The sequence below is a fragment of the Pseudomonas sp. B22129 genome (assembly GCF_044218875.1).
Taxonomy (GTDB): Bacteria; Pseudomonadota; Gammaproteobacteria; order Pseudomonadales; family Pseudomonadaceae; genus Aquipseudomonas.
This window is the reverse complement of the sequence record NZ_CP162592.1, coordinates 6,765,585-6,789,390: the sequence shown is the minus strand read 5'-3', so window position 1 is coordinate 6,789,390 and position 23,806 is coordinate 6,765,585. Positions and strand designations below refer to the sequence as shown.

The window sequence follows — 23,806 nt, the reverse complement described above, 5'->3', positions numbered from 1 at the left end:
ACAACCGGCTGGCCAGGCACGCCCTGGCCGTCGACCCAAGACGGACGCTTATGAACCCGAATTTTCTTGATTTCGAACAGCCGATCGCTGACCTGCAAGCCAAGATTGAAGAACTGCGCCTGGTCGGCAATGACAATTCGCTGAATATCGGCGATGAGATCGCTCGCCTGCAAGACAAGAGCAGCACGCTCACCGAAGACATCTTCGGCAAGCTGACCAGCTGGCAGATCGCGCGTCTGGCCCGCCACCCGCGTCGTCCGTACACCCTGGACTACATTCAGCACATCTTCACCGAGTTCGACGAGTTGCATGGCGACCGCCACTTCTCCGACGACGCGGCCATCGTGGGCGGTATCGCTCGCCTGGACGACCAGCCGGTGATGGTGATCGGTCACCAGAAAGGCCGTGAAGTCCGCGAGAAGGTGCGCCGCAACTTCGGCATGCCGCGCCCTGAAGGCTACCGCAAGGCGTGCCGCCTGATGGAAATGGCCGAGCGCTTCAAAATGCCGATTCTGACCTTCATCGACACGCCGGGCGCATACCCGGGCATCGATGCCGAAGAGCGCAACCAGAGTGAAGCAATTGCCTGGAACCTGCGCGTCATGTCCCGCCTGAAAACCCCGATCATCGCCACCGTGATTGGTGAAGGTGGTTCCGGCGGTGCATTGGCCATTGGCGTGTGCGACCAACTGAACATGCTGCAATATTCGACCTACGCGGTGATTTCGCCGGAAGGGTGTGCCTCCATCCTGTGGAAAACCGCAGAGAAGGCGCCGGACGCTGCTGAAGCCATGGGCATCACTGCCGATCGCCTCAAGGGCCTGGGCATCGTGGACAAAGTGATCGCCGAGCCCCTGGGCGGCGCTCACCGTGACCCGGCTGCCGCTGCTGCCACCATCCGTGCTGAACTGGGCTCGCAGCTGGCGATGCTCAAGAAGCTGGATAACGAGGCGCTGCTGGCGCGTCGTTATGAGCGTTTGATGAGCTACGGCCTGTAAGGCAACGCAAGACAAAATGTGGGAGCGGGCTTGCTCGCGAAAGCGGTGTATCAGTCAACCTTTCAGTGACTGACACACCGCTTTCGCGAGCAAGCCCGCTCCCACATTTGCTTTGTGTATGCTGAGTCATCGCATTCCAGACAGATGGCGGTCCTTTTCATGAAGCCTTCCTTAGCCGCCAAACTCTTGCAAGTTCTGGCCCCCTGGCGCAGTGCCCCGGCCTGGCACATTGCATTCTCTGGCGGGCTTGATTCCACCGTCCTGCTGCACCTTCTCGCCGATATGGCAAACACTGAAACCCTCCCGCCGCTCAGCGCTGTCCATGTTCACCATGGCCTGCAAGCAGCTGCCGATGCGTGGCCGCTGCATTGCAAGTCGCTATGCGACAGCCTGGGCGTGCCCTTGCGCGTGATGCATGTGCACGTCCAGCCCGGTGCCAGCCTTGAGCGTGCCGCCCGTGATGCGCGCTATCAAGCATTTGCCGAAGTAACCGGGGCAGGGGCGTTGCTGCTCACTGGCCAGCATCGCGACGATCAAGCTGAAACCCTGTTGTTTCGCCTGCTGCGCGGGGCCGGTGTGCGAGGGCTGGCCGCCATGCCGGTGCAGCGCCCGTTGGCAGGTGGTCATCTGGTGCGGCCGTTGCTGGGGGTGTCGCGCAATGAGCTGCAAGCCTACGCCCGCGAGCATCAGCTCAAATGGATTGAGGACCCGTCCAATGCAGACTCGCGTTTTTCCCGTAATTACCTGCGCCATCGCGTATTTCCGGTGCTGACTGAGCGCTGGCCCCAAGCCGTCTCAAGCCTGGCGCGCACCGCCGAACATTTGAGCGAGGCCCAAGGCTTGCTGGATGAGCTTGCGCAAATGGACGTGCTCGCCGCTGACCTGCCTTCGCCGTTTCCGTGGTTGCCCTTGCCGTCGCTGGCGCTGACCTCGTTGCGCGAACTGTCCGACGCCCGGCAACGCAACGCCTTGCGCCACTGGCTGACGCCTCTGACCCGTTTACCCGATAGCGACCACTGGGCCGGCTGGCGTTCCCTGCGTGACGCGAAAGGTGACGCACAGCCCCTATGGCGCCTCGCCGACGGTGAGTTGCACCGTTGCGCCGAACGCATTTGGTGGTTGCCCACCGCCTGGTCGGAATTTTCCGATGCGCCGGTGAGTTGGCCGCACCCGCAAAACCCGCTGGAGCTACCCGGTAACGGCCGGCTGGAATTTATCGGTGCGGCGCCCGAAGGCCCTTTGGTGATCCGCTATCGTCAGGGCGGTGAAATCATCGAAGTGCCAGGTCGCGGCCGGCGTGACCTGAAGCGCCTGTTTAATGAAAGTGCGCTGCCGGGCTTCATCCGTGGCAGATTGCCGCTGCTGTATCGGGGCGAGCAATTGCTGGCTGTCCCAACCCTTGCGGGGTTATGGCGCAGTTCGTCGGATGAGTGGCAATTACATTGGATGCCACAGACCTGCGATCAAGGTTTGAGCTGATAGAGCCTTTCCGGTAGACTACGCTCCCTTCTTGATACAACTTCTGTGGATTCGCCTGAATCGCAGTCGTTGCCGATTACCAAGCAGTCTTTGCTGGGCGATTCCAAAAAATGTGTAGCGATCAACGTACCGGTGTTTCATTGCTGGTCTGTCACCACGCGGCGGTTTTTTTGAAAGGTGCACTGTGATTAATGCAGGTGATCGGGGGCTTCGGCCTTCCTTCGCTTTCCCCGGCGGCTCGGACCGCTTTAACGCAGACTTCTAGGGTTTTTCATGACGCGCTACATATTCGTCACGGGCGGTGTTGTTTCTTCATTGGGGAAAGGCATTGCCTCCGCTTCATTGGCGGCCATCCTGGAGGCGCGGGGACTTAAGGTCACCATGCTCAAGCTGGACCCGTACATCAACGTTGACCCGGGCACCATGAGCCCGTTCCAGCACGGTGAAGTGTTCGTCACCCACGACGGCGCCGAGACCGACCTGGACCTGGGCCACTACGAGCGGTTCATCCGCACGACCATGACCCAGAACAACAACTTCACCACCGGCCGTGTCTACGAGCACGTGCTGCGCAAAGAGCGCCGTGGTGACTACCTGGGTGCAACCATCCAGGTGATTCCGCACATTACCGATGAAATCAAGCGCCGCATCATCAAAGGTGCAGGCGATGCCGACGTGGCAATGGTCGAGATCGGTGGCACCGTGGGTGACATCGAATCCCAACCGTTCCTCGAAGCCATCCGCCAGCTGCGTTTCGAAGTCGGCGCCAAGCGCGCGATGCTGATGCACCTGACCCTGGTGCCGTACATCGCCACCGCCGGCGAAACCAAAACCAAGCCAACCCAGCACTCGGTCAAGGAACTGCGTTCCATCGGCCTGCAGCCGGACGTGCTGGTGTGCCGCTCCGATCACCCGATCGACATCTCCTCGCGTCGCAAGATCGCGCAATTCACCAACGTTGAAGAACGTGCGGTGATTGCGCTGGAAGACGCCGACACCATCTACAAGATCCCGGGCATTCTGCATTCGCAAGGCCTGGACGATTTTGTGGTCGAGCGTTTCGGCCTGCAATGCAATGGCGCGGACCTGTCCGAGTGGGAAGCGGTGGTTGACGCCAAGCTCAACCCGGAGCACGAAGTCACCATCGCCATGGTCGGCAAGTACATGGAACTGCTGGACGCGTACAAGTCGCTGATCGAAGCGATGAGCCACGCCGGTATCAGCAACCGCACCAAGGTCAACCTGCGCTACATCGACTCCGAAGACATCGAGAACCAGGGCACTGCCTTGCTCGAAGGTGTTGATGCGATCCTCGTTCCAGGCGGTTTCGGCCTGCGTGGCGTGGAAGGCAAGATCACTGCCGTGCAGTACGCTCGTGAGAACAAAGTGCCGTACCTGGGTATCTGTCTGGGTATGCAAGTGGCCGTTATCGAGTTCTCGCGTAACGTGCTGGGCTGGAAAGACGCCAACTCCACCGAGTTCGATCACACCAGCGGCCACCCGGTCGTGGGCCTGATCACCGAGTGGGAAGATGCCACCGGCGCCGTCGAAACCCGCACCGAAACCTCCGACCTGGGCGGCACCATGCGCCTTGGCGCGCAGGATTGCCTGCTGGAGCCGGGTTCGCTGGTTCACGATTGCTACGGCAAGGACGTGATCGTCGAGCGTCACCGTCACCGTTATGAAGTGAACAACAACCTGCTGCCGCAGATCAAAGAAGCCGGCCTGAAAATCTCCGGTCGTTCCGGTGATGGCAAGCTGGTTGAAGTGGTCGAGGCGCCGGATCATCCGTGGTTCGTGGCCTGCCAGTTCCACCCTGAGTTCACCTCGACCCCGCGCGACGGTCATCCGTTGTTCACCGGTTTCGTTAAAGCTGCACTGACGCAACATCAGAAGAAGGCGTAAACCTGATGGCCCAGAAGATCATTCGCGTAGGCGACATCGAGATTGCCAACGACAAGCCCATGGTGCTGTTCGGCGGCATGAACGTGCTGGAAAGCCGCGACATGGCGATGCAGGTCTGTGAAGAGTACGTGCGGGTCACCGAGAAACTCGGTATCCCTTACGTGTTCAAGGCCAGCTTCGACAAGGCCAACCGTTCGTCCGTGACGTCCTATCGCGGCCCGGGCCTTGAAGAAGGCATGCGGATCTTCCAGGACATCAAGCAAGCCTTCGGCGTGCCGATCATCACCGACGTCCACGAGCCTGAACAGGCTGCCGTGGTCGCCGAGGTGTGCGACATCATCCAGTTGCCGGCCTTCCTGTCGCGCCAGACCGACCTGGTTGTCGCGATGGCCAAGACCGGCGCTGTGATCAATATCAAGAAAGCCCAGTTCCTCGCGCCTCAGGAAATGAAACATATCCTGAACAAGTGCGTGGAAGCGGGTAACGACCAGTTGATCCTCTGCGAGCGCGGTTCGAGCTTCGGCTACAACAACCTCGTGGTGGACATGCTCGGTTTCGGCATCATGAAACAGTTCGAATACCCGGTGTTCTTCGACGTGACCCACGCGCTGCAAATGCCCGGTGGTCGTGCCGATTCCGCCGGTGGGCGACGTGCCCAGGTATTGGATTTGGCCAAGGCCGGCCTCAGCCAGTCCTTGGCCGGCCTGTTCCTGGAAGCCCACCCGGACCCGGACAACGCCAAATGCGACGGCCCCTGTGCCCTGCGCCTGGACAAGCTGGAGCCGTTCCTGGCCCAGCTCAAGCAGTTGGACGAACTGGTCAAGAGTTTTCCGACGGTAGAGACCGCGTAAGCCCTGTTTCTCCGGTAGACTTTCCCTCGTTTTACGCTCAGGCCTGCGGGCCTGAGCCTTGTCGCCTGCAAGCCTGCCCCGTTGTTCCACCCTTGCGGTCGGTCAAAAGATTTCCTTCAGCTGCGTCGTTTTCGTCAACTTTGGAGTGTTTACAACAATGGCAAAAATCGTCGACATCAAAGGTCGTGAAGTTCTCGACTCCCGTGGCAACCCCACCGTCGAAGCCGACGTGCTTCTCGATAACGGCATCATCGGCAGCGCCTGCGCGCCGTCCGGTGCTTCTACCGGTTCGCGCGAAGCGCTGGAACTGCGTGATGGCGACAAGAGCCGTTACCTGGGCAAAGGTGTACTCAAGGCCGTCGCCAACATCAACGGCCCGATCCGTGACCTGCTGCTGGGCAAGGACCCGCTGGACCAGAAAGCCCTGGACCACGCGATGATCAAGCTCGACGGCACCGAAAACAAAGGCAGCCTGGGCGCCAACGCCATCCTCGCCGTGTCCCTGGCCGCTGCCAAGGCTGCTGCCCAGGACCAGGACCTGCCGCTGTACGCCCACATCGCCAACCTGAACGGCACCCCGGGTGTGTACTCGATGCCGGTTCCGATGATGAACATCATCAACGGTGGCGAGCATGCCGATAACAACGTCGACATCCAGGAATTCATGGTGCAGCCGGTTGGCGCCAAGACCTTCTCCGAAGGCCTGCGCATGGGCACCGAGATTTTCCATCACCTCAAGGCTGTGCTGAAGGCCCGTGGCCTGAGCACTGCAGTGGGCGACGAAGGTGGTTTCGCGCCGAACCTGGCGTCCAACGAAGATGCACTGAAAGTGATCTCTGAAGCTGTTGCCAACGCTGGCTACAAGCTGGGCACCGACGTGACCCTGGCCCTGGACTGCGCGGCCAGCGAATTCTTTGAGGACGGCAAGTACAACCTGTCCGGTGAAGGCCACGTGTTCACCTCCGAAGGTTTCGCTGACTACCTCAAAGGCCTGACCGAGCGCTACCCGATCATCTCGATCGAAGACGGCCTGGACGAGTCCGACTGGGCAGGCTGGAAAGTGCTGACCGACAAGATCGGCGAGAAGATCCAATTGGTGGGCGACGACCTGTTCGTGACCAACACCAAGATCCTGAAAGAGGGCATCGACAAAAAGATCGCCAACTCGATCCTGATCAAGTTCAACCAGATCGGCACCCTGACCGAAACCCTGGAAGCCATCCAGATGGCCAAGGCTGCGGGCTACACTGCCGTGATCTCCCACCGCTCCGGTGAAACCGAAGATTCGACCATTGCCGACCTGGCTGTGGGCACCTCGGCTGGCCAGATCAAGACCGGTTCGCTGTGCCGTTCCGACCGCGTTTCCAAGTACAACCAATTGCTGCGTATCGAAGAGCAATTGGCGGGTAAAGCCAAGTACAACGGCCGCAGCGAGTTTCGCGGCTGATTGATCGATGGTAAAAAGCTTGCGGATTGCGTCGGAAAAAACACAACAGTGTGGATTTCGACGCTAATCTGATGGCTATCAAGCACAAGCCTGGTTTTTCCAGGCTTCGTGCTATCAGTTGCTGCAAAAGTTTTGCATGGCTGTCTTTTTTTACTGGATACCCGGATTTCGATGCGCAGTCCCAATTGGTTGTTCCTCGTCTTGCTCTTGTTGCTGGCTGGCCTGCAGTACCGCCTATGGGTCGGTAATGGCAGCTTTGCGCAGGTAAAAGAGCTGACCCAGCAAATTGCCGACCAACACGCCGAAAACGAAATCCTGCTGGAGCGTAACCGCGTGCTTGACGCTGAAGTGCTGGAGCTGAAAAAAGGCACGGAGACCGTTGAAGAGCGGGCTCGTCATGAGTTGGGCATGGTCAAGGACGGCGAAACCCTTTATCAGTTGGCCCAATGATCGACTCTCTGCCGGCCTTCTGGGCCGTGATTCCTGCCGCGGGCGTTGGTGCCCGAATGACCGCGGACCGTCCCAAGCAGTATCTGCAATTGGGCGGGCGCACAATTCTCGAACACAGCCTCGGCTGTTTTCTCGACCACCCCGGCCTCAAGGGGCTGGTGGTCAGTGTCGCTATCGATGATCCCTATTGGCCAAGTCTGCCGTGCGCCAACGACCCGCGCATCCTGCGTGCGGACGGTGGCACCGAGCGCTCGGGCTCGGTACTCAATGCGTTGCTGCAACTCAATGCCCAAGGCGCCAGCGATGACGACTGGGTGTTGGTGCACGACGCAGCGCGGCCCAACCTGAGCCGCGATGACCTCGATAAGCTGCTGGCCGAGCTGGCGGATGACCCGGTGGGCGGCTTGCTGGCGGTGCCGGCTCGCGACACCCTCAAGCGCGTCGACAAACACGGCCGCGTGGTGGAAACCGTCGACCGCAGCCTGATCTGGCAAGCCTACACGCCGCAGATGTTCCGCCTCGGCGCGTTGCACCGTGCCCTGGCTGACAGCCTGGTGGCGGATGCGGTGATCACCGACGAAGCCTCGGCCATGGAATGGTCCGGCCAGGCGCCACGTTTGATCGAAGGGCGCTCGGACAACATCAAAGTGACCCGGCCTGAGGATTTGGAGTGGTTGCGGCTGCGTTGGGCTAATCGGCGCTAGTCAATTGCACCGCGTCGACTTCATCGCAGGCAAGCCAGCTCCCACAGGAGGAATGCGTTCCAGGTGTGGGAGCTGGCTTGCCTGCGATGAGGCCCGGGCAGACAACCCATGATTAGCTGCTGTACTCCGGCCGCTGTGCCAACCCCACCTTCAAAAAATCCACCAGCTTCCTGACCTTCGGCGACAAATGCCGCTGCTGCGGATACAACGCCCACACCGCCGTATTCGGCGGCTGATGCGCTTCCAGCAACGACACCAGCGCGCCACTGTGCAAGTGCTCCAGCACGTAATAATCCGGCAACTGGCACAACCCAACCCCCTGCAACGCCGCATCCAGCACCGCCTGCCCGCTGTTGCAGCGCCAATTGCCTTGCACCCGCTGGGAAAACTCGCGCCCGTCCTGGGCCATTTGCCAGATATCCGAGCTGCCGATCAAACAGTTATGCCGGCTCAACTCCGACAAACTATGTGGCCGTCCATACCGTTCCAGGTAGGACGGTGACGCACACAAATACATGCGCCGTGGTGCCAGGCGACTGGCGACCATGCGTGAGTCTTGCAGACGCCCCAGGCGAATCGCCAGGTCGAGGCCTTCATGTACCAGGTCAAGTTGGCGATTGGTCAGTTCAACGTCGACGCGCAATTGCGGATAAAGCTCCATGAAGCGCGTCACCAACGGCACGATAAAGCGTTCGCCGTACGCCACCGCGCAGGTCATGCGCAACATGCCCTTGGGTTCGCTGGTGAGGTCGCCGACCGCACGCAAGGCTTCTTCACGGCCGTCCTGCAACCGCTGGCAATGCTGCAGAAAGGTCTGGCCGGCTTCGGTCAGCGTCACCTTGCGCGTACTGCGATACAGCAACCGCGTCTGTAGCCGCTCTTCCAGGCGCGCCACCTGCCGGCTGATGTGCGATGACGACACACCCAGCCGCTCGGCTGCCGCCGTGAATTGGCTGCATTCGGCAACGGCGACAAATTCATCGATGCCTTCCCAGCGGTTTTCCAGCATGTTGATTATCCCCATACAGCAATAATGTTTTGCTTTGGTTCGGATTATTAATCAATAAGCCATGTTTTACACTCGATGCCTCAGTTTTTAACGCCATGGAGAAACCCGGATGATCAAATCCCGCGCCGCTGTAGCCTTCGAAGCCAAGAAGCCCCTTGAGATAGTGGAGGTGGATGTGGCCATGCCCAAGGCGGGCGAGGTGCTGTTGCGGGTGGTCGCGTCCGGCGTGTGCCATACCGATGCCTACACCCTGTCAGGCGCCGACCCGGAAGGCATCTTCCCGTCGATTCTCGGCCATGAAGGCGGTGCGGTGGTTGAGGCGATCGGCGAGGGCGTGACCTCGGTGGCCGTTGGCGACCACGTGATCCCGCTGTATACCCCTGAATGCGGCAAGTGCAAGTTCTGCCTGTCGGGCAAGACCAACTTGTGCCAGGCCATTCGTTCGACCCAGGGCAAGGGCTTGATGCCAGACGGCACCACGCGCTTTTCCTACAAGGGCCAGCCGATTTTCCATTACATGGGCACCTCGACGTTTTCCGAGTACACCGTGTTGCCGGAAATCTCCGTGGCCAAGATTCCTAAAGAGGCGCCGCTGGAAAAAGTCTGCCTGCTGGGGTGCGGCGTCACCACCGGCATCGGCGCAGTGATCAACACCGCCAAAGTCAAACCGGGCGACACCGTGGCCATCTTCGGTCTGGGCGGTATCGGCCTGTCAGCGGTCATCGGTGCAGTCAAAGCCAAGGCCGGCCGCATCATTGCCATCGACATCAACCCGGCCAAGTTCGAGATCGCCAAGCAACTGGGCGCTACCGACTGCATCAACCCGAAAGACTACGACCGCCCGATCCAGGACGTGATCGTCGACCTCACCGACGGCGGCGTGGATTTCTCCTTTGAGTGCATCGGCAATGTGCAACTGATGCGCGCCGCGCTTGAGTGCTGCCACAAAGGCTGGGGCGAGTCGGTGATCATCGGCGTGGCCGGTGCCGGCCAGGAAATCGCCACGCGCCCGTTCCAGCTGGTCACCGGTCGCGTCTGGCGCGGTTCGGCGTTCGGCGGCGTACGCGGCCGTACCGAATTGCCGAGCTATGTGGAAATGGCCCAGACCGGCGAAATCCCGCTGGACACTTTCATCACCCACACCATGGGCCTGGAAGACATCAACAAAGCGTTTGACCTGATGCATGAAGGCAAGAGCATTCGTACCGTCATCCACTTCTGAGGTCGGCCATGAGTCTGGAAAACCTGTCCTGCCAGAAGAGCTTCGGCGGCTGGCATAAACGCTACAAACATCATTCCGACGTGTTGGGTTGCGACATGACGTTTGCCGTCTACCTGCCGCCGCAAGCGGAGCAGGGTGGCAAGCTGCCGGTGCTGTATTGGTTGTCCGGTTTGACCTGTACTGATGAAAACTTCATGCAGAAGGCCGGTGCTCAGCGCATGGCCGCCGAGCTGGGGCTGATTATCGTTGCGCCGGATACCAGCCCCCGTGGGCCAGGTGTGCCGGGCGACCCGGACAATGCCTGGGATTTTGGCCTCGGGGCCGGCTTTTACCTCAATGCCACGCAGGAACCCTGGGCCAAGCATTATCGGATGCATGACTATGTAGTGCAGGAATTGCCTGCGTTGGTTGAGGCGCATTTCCCGGCTTCGGACAAGCGCGGCATCAGCGGCCATTCGATGGGCGGCCACGGCGCGCTGGTCTGCGCGTTGCGCAACCCTGGGCGCTACCAGTCGGTGTCGGCGTTTTCACCGATCAGTAATCCGATGGATTGCCCGTGGGGTCAAAAAGCATTCTCCCGTTATCTGGGTGAAGAACGCTCCAAATGGCGCGAATGGGACGCCTGCGTGCTGATCAGCGAAGCCTCGGAAAAGCTTGCGCTGCTGGTGGACCAAGGTGATCGCGACGATTTCCTGGCCGTGCAACTCAAGCCTGAAGCGTTGCAACAAGCCGCCAAGGCAGCCAACCATCCGTTGCAATTGCGCCTGCAACCCGGCTATGACCACAGTTACTTCTTTATCGCCAGCTTCATCGAAGATCATTTGCGACACCATGGCCGCGCTTTGCTCGGTTAATGTGAGGCAAAAGTAGGTAGAATCACGCCCTGAATTAAATCGGGGCGTTTTTTTATGCGTATTGGCCACGGCTACGATGTGCACCGTTTCGCCGAAGGCGATTTCATCACCCTGGGTGGCGTGCGCATCTCGCACCACCATGGGTTGCTGGCTCATTCCGATGGCGACGTTGTGTTGCATGCCTTGAGCGATGCCTTGCTCGGCGCGGCCGCGTTGGGTGATATCGGCAAACATTTTCCGGACACTGATCCTGCCTTCAAGGGGGCGGACAGCCGTGTTTTGCTGCGCCATGTGGTCGGCCTGATCCACGCCAAGGGCTGGAAGGTCGGCAACGTCGACAACACCATCGTGGCCCAGGCGCCGAAAATGGCGCCGCATATCGAATCGATGCGCGCACTGATTGCCGCCGACCTGCAAATTGAATTGGATCAAGTCAACGTGAAAGCCACCACCACCGAAAAGCTCGGGTTTACCGGTCGTGAAGAGGGCATCGCGGTGCACTCCGTCGCCTTGTTGCTGCGCGCATGAATGATCTGCAATTGCTGGGCCCACGGGCCTATGGCGAGGCGCTGGGCAGCGCGGTCCTGAAAGCGACGGCTGAAGATTTTCAGGTTGATGAAGTCCTCGACATTCCGCTGACCGGCGATGGCGAGCACCTGTGGTTGTGGGTGGAAAAGCGCGGGCTGAATACCGAAGAGGCCGCGCGGCGTATCGCCAAGGCGGCTGGCGTGCCTTTGCGCACCGTCAGCTATGCCGGGCTCAAGGATCGCCAGGCATTGACCCGCCAATGGTTCAGTGTGCAACTGCCCGGCAAGGCCGACCCGGACATGAGCGCGGCGGAAAACGACACGCTCAAGATTCTCAAAATCGCCCGCCACAAGCGCAAGCTGCAACGCGGCGCGCACTCGGCCAACGGTTTCACCTTGCGCCTGACCCAGTTTGCCGGTGACGCCGCCGCCATCGATGCGCGCTTGCAACAGATCGCCCGGCACGGCATTCCCAACTATTTCGGCGCCCAGCGCTTCGGCCATAACGGCGGTAACGTCGTGGACGCCCGTGACTGGGCAGTGCGCAAGGCTTTGCCGGAACAGCGCAATGTGCGTTCGCGGTTGTTGTCTACCGCGCGCAGTTTCCTGTTCAACAAAGTATTGGCGGCGCGGGTTGCAGACGGTTCGTGGCAGCGCGCCCAGGTGGGCGACTTGCTGGCGTTCACCGACAGTCGCAGTTTCTTCCCGGCGGGGGAGGCTGAATGCAGCGACCCGCGCCTGGCCATTCTGGACCTGCACCCAACCGGGCCGCAGTGGGGCGAGGGTGATTCGCCGGCTGCCGGCGCGACCCATGAGCTTGAGCAAAAGGTTGCCGCCAGTGAACCTGAGCTGCGCGATTGGCTGGTGAACGCGGGCATGAGCCAGGAACGTCGCATTCTGCGACTGCCCATTGGCGGGTTGACGTGGCATTATCCCGGGCCTGACATTCTGCAATTGGAATTCGTCCTGCCGGCTGGATGCTTCGCCACTGTCTTGGTGCGCGAGCTTGTTGATCTGGTGCCGGTGGGGCAGACGGACAGCCCATGCGTATTCTGATATCAAACGATGACGGTGCCACCGCACCCGGTCTTGCCGCGCTCTATGGCGCGCTGCAAGATTATGCCGAGTGTGTGGTGGTTGCCCCGGACCAGGACAAGAGCGGCGCCAGCAGTTCGCTGACGCTCGACCGTCCGTTGCACCCCCAGGTTCTGGCCAATGGCTTTATCAGCGTGAACGGTACCCCCACCGACTGCGTGCACCTGGCGATCAACAGCCTGTTGGACCAGGAGCCGGATCTGGTGGTGTCGGGCATCAACCTCGGCGCCAACCTGGGCGATGACGTGCTGTATTCCGGCACCGTGGCGGCGGCCCTTGAAGGGCGCTTTCTCGGCCGGACTTCGTTCGCGTTCTCCTTCGCCTCGCGGCAGCTGGATAACCTGGCGACAGCGGCGTACTTCGCGCGCAAGCTGGTGCAAGCTCACGGTTCCCTGGAGTTGCCGCCGCGCACGGTGCTCAACGTCAATATCCCCAACTTGCCCCTTGATCATATTCGCGGCATTCAGCTGACGCGCCTGGGCCATCGCGCCCGTGCGGCGGCGCCCTTGAAAGTGGTCGACCCGCGTGGCAAGGAAGGCTATTGGATCGCGGCGGCAGGCGACGCTGAAGACGGTGGCCCCGGCACGGACTTTCATGCGGTGATGCAAGGTTATGTTTCGATTACCCCGTTGCAACTTGATCGCACCTTCAGTGATGCCTTCAGTAGCCTCGATGGCTGGCTTGAGGGGCTGCGTTGATGGCACGTGAACAAGACGAAATGCTGCGCCGTGGTATCGGCATGACCTCCCAGCGCACCCGCGAGCGTTTGATCCAGCGCCTGTACGAAGAAGGCCTGTCCAACGCCCAGGTGCTGGAAGTCATCCGCCGTACACCGCGGCATCTGTTTGTCGATGAGGCCCTGGCGCACCGTGCCTATGAGGACACCGCGCTGCCCATCGGCCACAACCAGACCATCTCCCAGCCTTATATGGTGGCGCGCATGAGCGAGCTGCTGTTGGCGGCAGGGCCGTTGGACAAGGTGCTGGAGATTGGCACTGGTTCGGGTTACCAGACGGCCGTGCTGTCACAGTTGGTGGAGCGGGTGTTCTCGGTGGAGCGCATCAAGGTCCTGCAGGACCGCGCCAAGGAGCGCCTGGTGGAGTTGAACCTGCGCAATGTGGTGTTCCGCTGGGGTGACGGTTGGGAAGGCTGGCCGGCGCTGGCGCCTTATAACGGCATTATCGTCACCGCCGTGGCGACTGACGTGCCCCAGGCATTGCTGGATCAGCTCGCGCCTGGCGGGCGGCTGGTTATCCCGGTGGGTTCCGGTGAAGTGCAACAATTGATGCTCATTATCCGTGAGGAGGAGGGCTTTTCACGGCATGTGCTGGGCGCCGTGCGCTTTGTGCCGTTGCTCAATGGCCCGTTGGCCTGATCATTTATTCGCCGGCAGTGAATTCTGTTGGCGGGGATGTGTCTTACGGCGGGGTCAGTTGAGTCAACATGGTCAACAACCGGTTTTAAACATGATGAATTTTTCGTTTCAGTCGTGTGCCGGTAAAAAGCCAATGCCCAGTTATACTTGCGACATATTTCAAGCCTGATACAGGCGTTCATGTTCAGCCACCACAAAGGGAGCGGCGGGTGAGTCTCACAGGTCTTGCGCAGCGTATGAGTAAAACAAGTTTTCAGCGACTGGTGCTTGGCCTTGTCTTGAGTTCGGTATTGGTGGGTTGCTCCAGCTCGCCATCCAGTGGCGCCAGGGTTGTCGACCGAACAGGTGCCAGTGCCGTGCCGCAAAAGCCGACGGTCACCACCGGGCAATATGTGGTGCGCAAAGGCGACACGATGTTCTCGATCGCCTTCCGTTACGGTTGGGATTACAAGGCGCTCGCAGCTCGTAACAATATTCCTGTGCCATATACGATACATCCGGGGCAAACCATCCGATTCGATGGGCGCACCGGTTCTGCACCTGTGGCAGTTGTGACAAACACCGGATCTTCGCCGTCGTCTTCGAGCAAAACAACGATCATCACCCGGCCTGCAGGCACCGCCGCGCCTGGGGTTGCGAACAAACCGGCACCCGCGCCGTTGCCGCCTGCAGGGCCTGCACCGACGGGTTGGGGGTGGCCCTCAAACGGAGTGCTGATTGGAAAATTCTCTTCAAACGGTAGTTTGAATAAAGGCATTGATATCGCCGGGGATTTGGGACAGCCTGTTTTAGCTGCGTCTGATGGGACAGTGGTGTACGCCGGGAGTGGTTTGCGGGGCTACGGCGAACTGGTCATCATCAAACACAGCGATACCTACGTCAGTGCTTACGGCCACAACCGTAGGCTGTTGGTTCGGGAGGGGCAGCAGGTCAAAGTCGGACAGACAATTGCCGAAATGGGGTCAACTGGTACAGACCGGGTGAAACTGCACTTTGAGATTCGCCGTCAAGGGAAGCCTGTAGATCCGCTGCAATTCCTGCCCCGTCGTTGATGTGTTGCACAGCCTGTTCCCTCACGTAGAAGGAACAGGCTCCAGCGTTGCCAAGGATAAAGGCGTCGCTTGAGCTTGAGGTCGAACTCACCAAAGGACTATAACAATGGCTCTCAGTAAAGAAGCGCCGGAGTTTGACATCGACGATGAGGTTCTCCTTGAAATGGAGATTCTCACCGAAAAGGAATCGATGTCGAATGATGAAGGGTCAGCTGCACCTTCAGTTCGCACCAAATCCAAGAACTCCACCGCGTTAAAGCAACACAAGTACATTGACTACACGCGGGCGCTCGACGCGACCCAGCTGTACCTCAATGAAATCGGCTTTTCCCCTCTGCTGACCCCCGAAGAAGAAGTCCATTTTGCGCGCTTGTCGCAAAAGGGCGATCCGGCTGGGCGCAAGCGCATGATTGAAAGCAACCTGCGGCTGGTGGTGAAAATCGCCCGACGCTATGTCAATCGTGGTCTTTCCCTGTTGGACTTGATCGAGGAAGGCAACCTGGGCTTGATCCGGGCGGTGGAGAAGTTCGACCCTGAGCGGGGCTTCCGCTTCTCCACGTATGCCACCTGGTGGATTCGCCAGACCATCGAACGGGCGATCATGAATCAGACCCGCACGATCCGGTTGCCGATCCATGTGGTCAAGGAGCTCAACGTCTACCTGCGGGCGGCACGTGAGCTGACTCAAAAACTCGATCATGAACCCTCGCCTGAAGAAATCGCCAACCTGCTGGAAAAACCGGTAGGGGAGGTCAAGCGCATGCTCGGCTTGAACGAGCGTGTGTCTTCGGTCGATGTCTCATTGGGTCCGGACTCGGATAAAACCCTGCTGGACACTCTGACGGATGATCGTCCGACGGATCCTTGTGAGCTGTTACAGGACGATGATCTTTCCCAAAGCATTGACCAGTGGCTGTCGGAGCTTACGGACAAGCAGCGTGAGGTGGTGATTCGCCGCTTCGGCCTGCGCGGCCATGAGAGCAGCACCCTGGAGGATGTAGGCCTGGAGATCGGCCTGACCCGTGAGCGGGTGCGGCAGATCCAGGTGGAGGGTCTCAAGCGCTTGCGTGAGATCCTTGAGAAGAATGGCTTGTCGAGTGAGTCGTTGTTCCAGTAAGCGACGCGCCCTGAAATGTGGGAGCCGGGCTTGTGTGGGAGCTGGCTTGCCTGCGATGGCATCGCCTCGGTGTAACTGAAAAACCGGGTGAAGCTATCGCAGGCAAGCCAGCTCCCACATGATGCAGGGCTTCCACATTTTTTATGCCAGGCATTACCAAATCCCGGGCATAAAAAAACCCCGCTTTTAAGGGCGGGGTTTTTTCGACTAAGTCAGTACAAGTTAGATAACTTGAACTTCTTCAGCTTGCATGCCTTTCTGACCGCGGGTAGCGATGAAAGAAACCTGTTGGCCTTCTTTCAGGCTTTTGAAGCCGTCGGATTGGATAGCTTTGAAGTGAACGAACAGGTCGTCACCGGATTGTGGAGTGATGAAGCCGAAGCCTTTTTCATCGTTGAACCACTTAACGGTACCAGTTTGGCGATTAGACATGGTGTATCTCCTTGGACAAAGTTAACTGCGACTCAGGAAAAGCCCTGGCCGAGACTGAGTGCAAAGAGCAGGAAAAATTCTTGGAGATGGTTGGATCGAAATTCAACATATCGTGTAGAGATTCTCAGTGACACAAGCAGCACAGTGGCGCCACCTTAACCCTTTTTCCGGGACGTGCCAATGGTATTTCCCAAGGTTTATCCATTTTCGTGACTGGCGGTGGTATTTACGGTCACTGCGCACGGCAATTCGGGTCCCGGCCCCGCTGGCTGTGGCTTATAGAGCGTCGTGCATTCATCAAGAAATGCCCTGCGCCCTTTGAACCCCAACGCTGGCCCCGGTAAGATGCCACACAGAATTTTTCCACCTCGCTATTCAGGACACCCGCCATGAGCATCAAATCGGACAAGTGGATTCGCCGCATGGCGCAAGAGCACGGCATGATCGAACCCTTCGTAGAGCGCCAAATCCGTGGCGAAGGCGCTGACCGGGTGATCTCCTACGGTGTGTCCAGCTATGGCTACGACGTGCGCTGCGCCGATGAATTCAAGGTGTTCACCAACATCAATTCGGCGATTGTCGACCCGAAGAACTTCGACGAAAAAAGCTTCGTCGACGTCAAGAGTGATGTGTGCATCATCCCGCCAAACTCCTTTGCCCTGGCGCGCACCGTGGAGTTTTTCCGTATTCCCCGCGACGTGTTGACCATTTGCCTGGGTAAAAGCACCTACGCCCGTTGCGGCATCATCGTCAACGTGACTCCGCTTGAACCTGAGTGGGAAGGCCACGTGACGCTGGAGTTCTCCAACACCACTACGCTGCCGGCGAAGATCTACGCCAACGAGGGCGTGGCACAGATGCTGTTCCTGCAGTCCGACGAGGCCTGTGAAGTGTCCTATAAAGACCGTGCCGGCAAGTATCAGGGCCAGCGCGGCGTTACGCTCCCACGCGCTTGATCGAAAGGTCTTACACGTTAAGGGAATTTGTCTGCGGGAAGTGACTCTATTGGGTGTACTGCCTCGGCGCGTGCAAAGCGCGCCGGGCCACGCTTGAGGAGTACTTTATGAAGATCGACCCGCGAATAAGCGCCGAACTCGCCCGGCTTGAACCCAACCAGATTGGTGTTCTGGCCTGGTCCCTGATGGCCGACCCCGCCTTTGCAGGCGGCATTCCCGGTCAACCCGAACCCGATTATCCCCAACCGACCGAACCTGGCGAACCAGTACTTCCGGACGAGCCGCCACCTGCGCCGGTCGCGTGATGATTCAGGTGTGGCCCGTTCTTCACTGAACTGGCCACACCGCTTGATCGCCCACTACAAAGATCTGCTGATCGTCGTTTCTTTCCACTGAATAGCCGCCGGTGAATGCCCCGAACGCGGGCAGCAGGCTCATGCGCCTGCCGATCTGAAAGCAGGGCAGGCGCAGGCTCTGCCGGCCCTTGCCACGCAGGCGATACACCGGGTGCACATGCCCCGCCAGTACATGGTGGGTAGAGTGAACCTCAGGTCCGTGTTGCAGGGAGAAAGGGCCCATCAGCAGGGGCTCTGCCATCACTTCAATCCCCAGGTCGGCAGGTGGATCGCCTGCACGTTTATCGTGGTTGCCCCGAATCAGCCTCATGGTCAGGTCGGGATGGCGCTCACGCCAGGCTCTCAGCGCGCTCAAGGTGCCGCTGGCATGGGAGCCGGGGCCGTGCAGGAAGTCACCGAGAAAAATCATTTGCGTGCATTCGAAGGCGGCCAGCAGCCGATCCAGCTTCAGCAGGTTTTCGGTAGTAGTGCCTTGCGGCACGGGTTGGCCCAGGCTGCGATAGGCCGAGGCCTTGCCAAAGTGCGCATCGGCAATCAGCAGGCACTTGCGCGCAGGCCAATACACCGCCTTGTCCGCCAGCAACAGCAACTCTTGATCCTCAAGTACCAGTGAGCAGTGCATCAGCGCTTCCCGTTATCCGCGACTTTCTCCAAATCCTTGACCATTCGCGCAATACGCTCCGACAACTTTTCCGAGCTCATGCTTTCACGCATACGTTCCACCAGTAACGGAAAGGCGAGGGGGGTGGGCCGTTCGATCACATGCAGGTCCAGTTTCAGCGCCGACAGATGACGCAATGTCTCTTCCAGCCGGCGAATATCCAACTCATCGCGCAGGACTTCTTCCCCGGCCTGGGCCAGCAGCAGGTTCTGCGGGTCATATTGTTTGAACACTTCGAAAAACAATCCGCTGGAGGCCTGCACCTGACGCGTGCTTTTCGGCGCACCGGGGTAGCCGGCAAAGACCAGCCCGGCAATACGGGCGATCTCACGAAAGCGGCGCAGGGCCAGCTCCCCGGCGTTCAGGCTGGCTGCAACGTCTTCCAGCAGGTTTTTCGAGCTCAGCAAGGCCTCGTTCAACAACCGCGGCCAATCGATGGGGGTGGCGCTCAACAGTTCCAGCCCGTAATCGTTCACCGCAATCGAAAACGTCACCGGCTGTTGTTGGCTGACTCGCCATGCCAACAAGCTTGCCAAACCCAGGTGCACCTGACGCCCGGCGAACGGGTAGAGAAACAGGTGCCAGCCTTCGCGCGACTTCAACGCTTCCGCCAGCAAACGTTCGCGCGTCGGCAGGCCGGACCAGCGCAACTGCGTCTGTAACAAGGGTTGCACGGCCTGCATCTCCGGGCCGTCATACCGCCCCTGTGCCGCCGCGTCAAAGCGTTCGACCACAGCTTGGGCGAGCTCATTGGAAAGTGGCATGCGCCCGCCATTCCAGCGCGGCACGGCGGCCTTCTTCGCGCTGCTGCGGCGCACGTATGCGGTCATGTTCTCCACCCGCACCAGCTCCAGCAAACGCCCGGCAAACAGAAAACCATCACCGGGCTTGAGCCGTGCAATAAAACCTTCCTCGACACTGCCCAGATTCTTGCCGCCGCCGCCCTTGCTCCAGAATTTCAGCTGGATACTTGCATCGCTGACGATAGTGCCCACGCTCATGCGGTGCCGCCGTGCCAGCCGGGCGTCCGGCACGCGCCAGACGCCGTGCTCGTCGGGCTCGACCCGGCGGTAATCGGGATAGGCCGTCAGTGACAGCCCGCCATGGCGCACAAACCCCAGCGCCCAGGCCCAATCCTCCTCGGTGAGGTCTTTGTAGGCCCAGGCGCCGCGTACTTCCGAGAGCAAGGCGTCAGGCGTAAACCCGCCACCGAGTGCCATGCTCACCAAATGTTGTACGAGCACGTCCAGCGGCTTGCAGGGGGATTCCCGTGCTTCGATGCGCCGCTGCGCAATCGCATCCTGGGCGGCGGCGGCCTCCACCAGCTCCAGGCTATGGGTCGGTACCAGCGTCACCCGCGATGGCCGCCCCGGCGCATGCCCGGAGCGCCCGGCGCGCTGCATCAGGCGCGCCACGCCTTTGGCCGAGCCGATCTGCAGCACACGCTCCACCGGCAGAAAATCCACCCCGAGGTCCAGGCTGGACGTGCACACCACGGCTTTGAGCAGACCGTCTTTCAGCGCCCGTTCCACCCAGTCGCGGGTCTCTCGCGACAGCGAGCCGTGATGCAAGGCAATCAGCCCCGCCCAGTCCGGGCGCGCGTCCAGTATTGCCTGATACCAAATCTCCGACTGCGCCCGTGTATTGGTAAACACCAGGCAACTGTTGCTGGAGGCCACCTCGGCGACCACCTGCGGCAACATCTTCAAGCCAATATGCCCGGCCCAAGGGAAGCGCTCGGTGACCGGTGGTAACAGGGTGTCGACCAGCAACTGCTTGGCGGTCTGGCCCTGTACATTGATCCCGCCACCTTGTGGGACCAATACCTCCAGCGCGTGAGCCTGATTACCCAGCGTCGCGGAAATCCCCCACACCATTAAGTCAGGATGCCAGCGCCGCAGCCGTGCCAAGGCCAGTTGCAGCTGCACGCCGCGTTTGTTGCCGATCAGTTCATGCCATTCATCCACGATCACCATGCGCAGGTGGCCCAGGCTCACCTCGCTGTCGGCGCGGGCGAGCATCAGCGTCAGGCTTTCCGGGGTGGTGACCAGTGCGGTGGGCTGGCGGCGGGTCTGGCGCGCGCGCTCGCTGCTGCTGGTGTCGCCGGTACGCAGGCCGACGCTCCACGGAATCTGTAGCGCCTGCAATGGCGCCTCAAGGGCGCGCGCGGTGTCGGCGGCCAGCGCACGCATCGGCGTGATCCACAGTACAGTCAACGGCTCGGCAGGCGGTTTACGCTTTGCGGTGACAGGCGGGCGAGTGATGGCGAAACGATTGAGGGCCGCAAACCACAGCGCGTAGGTTTTACCCGCGCCGGTGCTGGCATGCAGCAAACCGGACTGACCGTCCTCTACCGCCTTCCAGACTTCTCGCTGAAAAGCGAACGGCTTCCAGCCTTTGGTGGCAAACCACTGCCTGGCGTAGTGTCGAGGTTTTGCCATGTGACCGCTGACTGTCTGGAGGGCTTAATTCACTGACCCATGAGGCGTACCAAAGGTTTAATTCACTGCGTTAGTGTGGCTGGGCAGTAGTGCAACTCAGAGGCGTTTGCCTGGCCCACCACGCGACAGGTGAGGGGGAGTGGTTGCTTTTTGTCCAAGCGCTGAACCAGGTAAACATCTTCGGAAAGCAGGACCTGTTGAAGGTTTTTGGTGTGACGCGCCCAGCCGTTGCTATAAAACTCCGCCGAGTAGGAGCGCGAGCCCACGTAAATCAGGCTGCCCGGTGCGGCGGACTGTTGCGCTTTCCACAGCGCAACGATGTCTTTTTGATTTTGGGGGCGATCGGAGAGTTTCCCGCTGACGATTATGGCGCAACCGCTCAATGGGAGTGCCAGCGCTAGGGCGGCGATCACCACGGCTCGGGTTCTCTGGCAGATCGCATCGGCCAGCAATAGCGCCCAGGCTGGCAGCGCGGGCAACACGTAGGTCCATAGAATGTTGCTGGACATGGTAAAAAACAGCGGCGTTGAAACCGCCCATGCCAGCACAAAGATGATGTATTCGCGCTGACCCTTAATCTGCTTTCGCAACGTAACCAGCACCGGTAAAAAAAGTGCCCAAGGCATGAGCGCACCCAACAAATGCCCCCATATCATCGTCAATGGCTCGGCATGCGCACTGCCGTAGAGGTCGCCCTGCCATTTGCTGATCACGTATCGGCTGAAGTGTTCTCCTGCAATGAAGTATTCGAGAAACCCCGGGGTTTTCTGTTCCGCCAGCCAGTACCAGGGCAGGGCGATGCCGAGCGTCAGCGCGGTGCCGGTTAACCACGGCAGCCCCAGCAGCCGGCGCCAATAACCGGTGAGTGCAAGCCAAAGTGTGGCGGGCAAAGTGATCAACACCAACACAAGAGGACCCTTTGCGAGCAAGCCCAGACCCAATCCGATAAACCCTGCCAAGGCCCAACTGCGATCTGCGTGCATCAGCCCGCGCCACAAGCCCAAATGGGCGAGCAACAGGGAGAACGCCAAGGCGCTATCGGTCAATACCGCGCCACTGGAAAGGAAGCCCAGCGCACACGTCGAATAGATGATTGCTGCGGTCAATCCAACCTGTAGGCTGCGCTCTTGAGCGGCGAAACGCACGATCAACAAACAACTGGCGACGTGCAGCAGCCAGCTTGAAAACCGGCTGGAGAACTCACTGATGCCGAACGCCTTCATGCTCAGCGCCTGTAGCCAGAATGAAAGCGGCGGCTTGCCCCAGAAGGGGACATTGTGATCGAACATTGGGGTGATCCAGTCATCTGTCACAAGCATCTTGCGGGCGATTTCCGCATAGCGAGCCTCCGATGTATCCATGAGCGGATAAAGCCCAAGCGTTGCCAGGCGAATGAGTAGCACGGTTAATAAAATTCCCCAGAGCACACGTACAGATGCGGAAAGGTTCATGCTGGCAGCCTTGGCAGGTAGATGGGCGGATTTAGGGTTGAGCGCGCTTGCACAGGGCATGGGGCCGGGGGCTGACAACAGTCAGCACCCTGCCGACGTATTCACCGACCACCGCGGTGCCCAGGCTCAATAACAAAATCGATTGCACCAGCAGATGCTGCTGGGTGATATCTCCGAACATCGCAGTGCCTACGACCCATATCAGGCCCGCCGCAAAGCTCGTTGTGCTCAAGTAGCTGTACATTCTCAACGGTCGAATCGAGAACGCCAGGATCGAGTCCGCACCCAGGTTCAGCAACGACAGCGAGGTCCATTTGGTCTTGCCTGCCTGGCGCGGTTCGCGGTCGTAATTCACTTCGGTGCTGGGGTAGCCGAGCCAACTGACCAGTATCTTCAATACACCGGCACTGTCGTCCATGGCTCGAATGGCGGTGACTGCATCAGGTCCGATCAAGCGGAAATCGCTGACTTGCTTGGGCACGTTGAAGTCGTTGATCAATTGGTCCATGGCGGCGTAATACACACGGGCGGCGGTTTTTCTTACCCAGGAGTCGCAACGCCGCGATCGGCGCTGCATGTTCACAATTTCAAACCCCTTATGCCATTCATGCACCATCAGCGGAATCAACTCGGGCGGGTCCTGCAGATCACAATCCAGGATGATCACGGCGCGGCCCTGTGCATCATTGATACCTGCGCGCATCGCTGCTTCTTTACCGAAGTTACGACTCAGGTGCAGTGCTCTAACATTTTCGCTTAGCGCAAATTGATCGAGAAGTTCAGCGGTTCTGTCCTGGCTGCCGTCATCGACATACAGCACCTCACGGGTAATGTTCAAAAGTTTGAGGGTCGCCATCAGCCGGCAGTGAAACTCTTCAAGTACACACTGCTCATCAAAGCACGGAACCAGTATGGTAAGTTCCATGGCGGGAGGAGACTCAAGTAAAGGGGTCGCGCGGGGTGTCATGTTGGAATACCCATAAGTGATTAATGATAAAACCCTGAAGAGTTACAACCGCCGTCGCTACCGTTTGGGCGAAATACGGATGCGCGTACCAATCAACCAGCACGGTGACGATCAACGTGTTTGAAGCAACTTGGCCTGTCGCATTGATAACAAAGCGTAAATCGCTGCAAGGTCGCTTTGCGAAGACCCAATGTCTGGCCAGGCCATAAGCGACCAGCGCCCCGGCGATGCCTGCGCAAAACGTTGAACGTGTTGCGTTCTGATGAGGCAATAAACCGGCGAACACTATGAAGTGCGTTAGCGTAGCGACGGCACCGGCACTCAAGTGGCGAGCGAACAATTTAAGTGTATTTGGCATGTTTGAAATGTATAAGGTGAAACGTGAATCAAATGTCACGTCGCCCCTTTGCACCTGCGTTAAAAACTCAATAGCTGACTGACAGATCTATCCTGATTT

Annotated in this window: 24 protein-coding genes; 17 read left to right on the top strand and 7 right to left on the bottom strand. The window is 59.5% G+C overall.

Going from position 1 to position 23,806, the window contains the following annotated elements:
• The first annotated feature begins 50 nt into the window (after nucleotides 1-50).
• The 7 genes from AB4P94_RS31025 (at nucleotide 51) to ispD (ending at nucleotide 7,834) form a co-directional block, all read left to right on the top strand.
• Nucleotides 51-998 carry an acetyl-CoA carboxylase carboxyltransferase subunit alpha gene (locus tag AB4P94_RS31025; protein WP_003172288.1) on the top strand — a complete coding sequence of 316 codons (948 nt, stop codon included), beginning with the start codon at nucleotides 51-53 and terminating at the stop codon, nucleotides 996-998.
• 159 nt (nucleotides 999-1,157) lie between these two features.
• On the top strand, nucleotides 1,158-2,477 hold the full coding sequence (tilS, locus tag AB4P94_RS31020; RefSeq protein WP_395608853.1) for a tRNA lysidine(34) synthetase TilS: 1,320 nt from the start codon (nucleotides 1,158-1,160) through the stop codon (nucleotides 2,475-2,477).
• A 273-nt stretch (nucleotides 2,478-2,750) separates the two neighbouring features.
• A complete protein-coding gene (locus AB4P94_RS31015; protein ID WP_395608852.1) occupies nucleotides 2,751-4,382 on the top strand; it encodes a CTP synthase in 1,632 nt (543 codons plus the stop codon).
• Between the two features lie 5 nt (nucleotides 4,383-4,387).
• Nucleotides 4,388-5,233: a 3-deoxy-8-phosphooctulonate synthase gene (gene kdsA / locus AB4P94_RS31010; RefSeq protein WP_395608851.1), complete on the top strand. Its 846-nt coding sequence runs from the start codon at nucleotides 4,388-4,390 to the stop codon at nucleotides 5,231-5,233.
• A 157-nt stretch (nucleotides 5,234-5,390) separates the two neighbouring features.
• Nucleotides 5,391-6,680, top strand: a complete 1,290-nt coding sequence (eno, locus tag AB4P94_RS31005; RefSeq protein WP_395608850.1) for a phosphopyruvate hydratase — start codon at nucleotides 5,391-5,393, stop codon at nucleotides 6,678-6,680.
• Nucleotides 6,681-6,851: 171 nt separating this feature from the next.
• A complete protein-coding gene (ftsB, locus tag AB4P94_RS31000; RefSeq protein WP_078741107.1) occupies nucleotides 6,852-7,130 on the top strand; it encodes a cell division protein FtsB in 279 nt (92 codons plus the stop codon).
• Entirely contained in the window at nucleotides 7,127-7,834 is a 708-nt protein-coding gene (ispD, locus tag AB4P94_RS30995; RefSeq protein WP_395608849.1) for a 2-C-methyl-D-erythritol 4-phosphate cytidylyltransferase, read from the top strand. The genes ftsB and ispD overlap by 4 nt, the downstream gene beginning before the upstream one ends.
• A gap of 112 nt (nucleotides 7,835-7,946) precedes the next feature.
• Here ispD and AB4P94_RS30990 read toward each other — a convergent pair whose 3' ends face one another.
• Nucleotides 7,947-8,843 (bottom strand): LysR substrate-binding domain-containing protein, encoded by an 897-nt coding sequence (locus AB4P94_RS30990; protein WP_395608848.1) that lies wholly within the window; start codon nucleotides 8,841-8,843, stop codon nucleotides 7,947-7,949.
• A gap of 109 nt (nucleotides 8,844-8,952) precedes the next feature.
• Between AB4P94_RS30990 and AB4P94_RS30985 the strand changes: the two genes are divergently transcribed.
• The 8 genes from AB4P94_RS30985 (at nucleotide 8,953) to rpoS (ending at nucleotide 16,085) form a co-directional block, all read left to right on the top strand.
• Nucleotides 8,953-10,065, top strand: a complete 1,113-nt coding sequence (locus AB4P94_RS30985) for an S-(hydroxymethyl)glutathione dehydrogenase/class III alcohol dehydrogenase (RefSeq protein ID WP_025855143.1) — start codon at nucleotides 8,953-8,955, stop codon at nucleotides 10,063-10,065.
• Nucleotides 10,066-10,073: 8 nt separating this feature from the next.
• Entirely contained in the window at nucleotides 10,074-10,919 is an 846-nt protein-coding gene (gene fghA / locus AB4P94_RS30980; RefSeq protein ID WP_395608847.1) for an S-formylglutathione hydrolase, read from the top strand.
• 54 nt (nucleotides 10,920-10,973) lie between these two features.
• Nucleotides 10,974-11,447, top strand: a complete 474-nt coding sequence (gene ispF, locus AB4P94_RS30975; RefSeq protein WP_395608846.1) for a 2-C-methyl-D-erythritol 2,4-cyclodiphosphate synthase — start codon at nucleotides 10,974-10,976, stop codon at nucleotides 11,445-11,447.
• Nucleotides 11,444-12,502 (top strand): tRNA pseudouridine(13) synthase TruD, encoded by a 1,059-nt coding sequence (gene truD / locus AB4P94_RS30970; protein WP_395608845.1) that lies wholly within the window; start codon nucleotides 11,444-11,446, stop codon nucleotides 12,500-12,502. The genes ispF and truD overlap by 4 nt, the downstream gene beginning before the upstream one ends.
• On the top strand, nucleotides 12,490-13,239 hold the full coding sequence (gene surE, locus AB4P94_RS30965; protein ID WP_395608844.1) for a 5'/3'-nucleotidase SurE: 750 nt from the start codon (nucleotides 12,490-12,492) through the stop codon (nucleotides 13,237-13,239). The genes truD and surE overlap by 13 nt, the downstream gene beginning before the upstream one ends.
• Nucleotides 13,240-13,280: 41 nt before the next feature.
• Complete coding sequence (locus tag AB4P94_RS30960; protein ID WP_010176736.1) at nucleotides 13,281-13,916, top strand: protein-L-isoaspartate(D-aspartate) O-methyltransferase; 636 nt, start codon at nucleotides 13,281-13,283, stop codon at nucleotides 13,914-13,916.
• A 209-nt stretch (nucleotides 13,917-14,125) separates the two neighbouring features.
• Nucleotides 14,126-14,968: a peptidoglycan DD-metalloendopeptidase family protein gene (locus AB4P94_RS30955; RefSeq protein ID WP_395608843.1), complete on the top strand. Its 843-nt coding sequence runs from the start codon at nucleotides 14,126-14,128 to the stop codon at nucleotides 14,966-14,968.
• 106 nt (nucleotides 14,969-15,074) lie between these two features.
• The gene (gene rpoS / locus AB4P94_RS30950) at nucleotides 15,075-16,085 is read left to right on the top strand and encodes an RNA polymerase sigma factor RpoS (protein ID WP_078741117.1); all 1,011 of its coding nucleotides are present in this window, start codon (nucleotides 15,075-15,077) and stop codon (nucleotides 16,083-16,085) included.
• A 222-nt stretch (nucleotides 16,086-16,307) separates the two neighbouring features.
• Here the strand turns inward: rpoS and AB4P94_RS30945 are convergent, their stop codons facing one another.
• Nucleotides 16,308-16,517 (bottom strand): cold-shock protein, encoded by a 210-nt coding sequence (locus AB4P94_RS30945; RefSeq protein WP_002554837.1) that lies wholly within the window; start codon nucleotides 16,515-16,517, stop codon nucleotides 16,308-16,310.
• A 389-nt stretch (nucleotides 16,518-16,906) separates the two neighbouring features.
• On the opposite strand from AB4P94_RS30945, the gene dcd reads away from it, so the two are divergent.
• Together dcd and AB4P94_RS30935 are read left to right on the top strand one after the other, a co-directional pair.
• Nucleotides 16,907-17,473 (top strand): dCTP deaminase, encoded by a 567-nt coding sequence (gene dcd, locus AB4P94_RS30940; protein ID WP_395608842.1) that lies wholly within the window; start codon nucleotides 16,907-16,909, stop codon nucleotides 17,471-17,473.
• Between the two features lie 107 nt (nucleotides 17,474-17,580).
• A complete protein-coding gene (locus tag AB4P94_RS30935; protein WP_016973171.1) occupies nucleotides 17,581-17,778 on the top strand; it encodes a hypothetical protein in 198 nt (65 codons plus the stop codon).
• Between the two features lie 22 nt (nucleotides 17,779-17,800).
• On the opposite strand, the gene pdeM is transcribed toward AB4P94_RS30935, so the two are convergent.
• The 5 genes from pdeM to AB4P94_RS30910 form a co-directional block, all read right to left on the bottom strand.
• Nucleotides 17,801-18,451, bottom strand: a complete 651-nt coding sequence (gene pdeM, locus AB4P94_RS30930) for a ligase-associated DNA damage response endonuclease PdeM (RefSeq protein ID WP_395608841.1) — start codon at nucleotides 18,449-18,451, stop codon at nucleotides 17,801-17,803.
• A complete protein-coding gene (locus AB4P94_RS30925; protein ID WP_395608840.1) occupies nucleotides 18,451-20,931 on the bottom strand; it encodes a ligase-associated DNA damage response DEXH box helicase in 2,481 nt (826 codons plus the stop codon). The genes pdeM and AB4P94_RS30925 overlap by 1 nt, the downstream gene beginning before the upstream one ends.
• Before the next feature lie 62 nt (nucleotides 20,932-20,993).
• Nucleotides 20,994-22,382, bottom strand: coding sequence for an ArnT family glycosyltransferase (locus tag AB4P94_RS30920; protein ID WP_395608839.1), 1,389 nt, complete (start codon nucleotides 22,380-22,382; stop codon nucleotides 20,994-20,996).
• 31 nt (nucleotides 22,383-22,413) lie between these two features.
• On the bottom strand, nucleotides 22,414-23,307 hold the full coding sequence (locus tag AB4P94_RS30915) for a glycosyltransferase family 2 protein (protein WP_395608838.1): 894 nt from the start codon (nucleotides 23,305-23,307) through the stop codon (nucleotides 22,414-22,416).
• A gap of 13 nt (nucleotides 23,308-23,320) precedes the next feature.
• Nucleotides 23,321-23,746, bottom strand: a complete 426-nt coding sequence (locus AB4P94_RS30910) for a GtrA family protein (protein ID WP_395608837.1) — start codon at nucleotides 23,744-23,746, stop codon at nucleotides 23,321-23,323.
• Nucleotides 23,747-23,806: the final 60 nt, after the last annotated feature.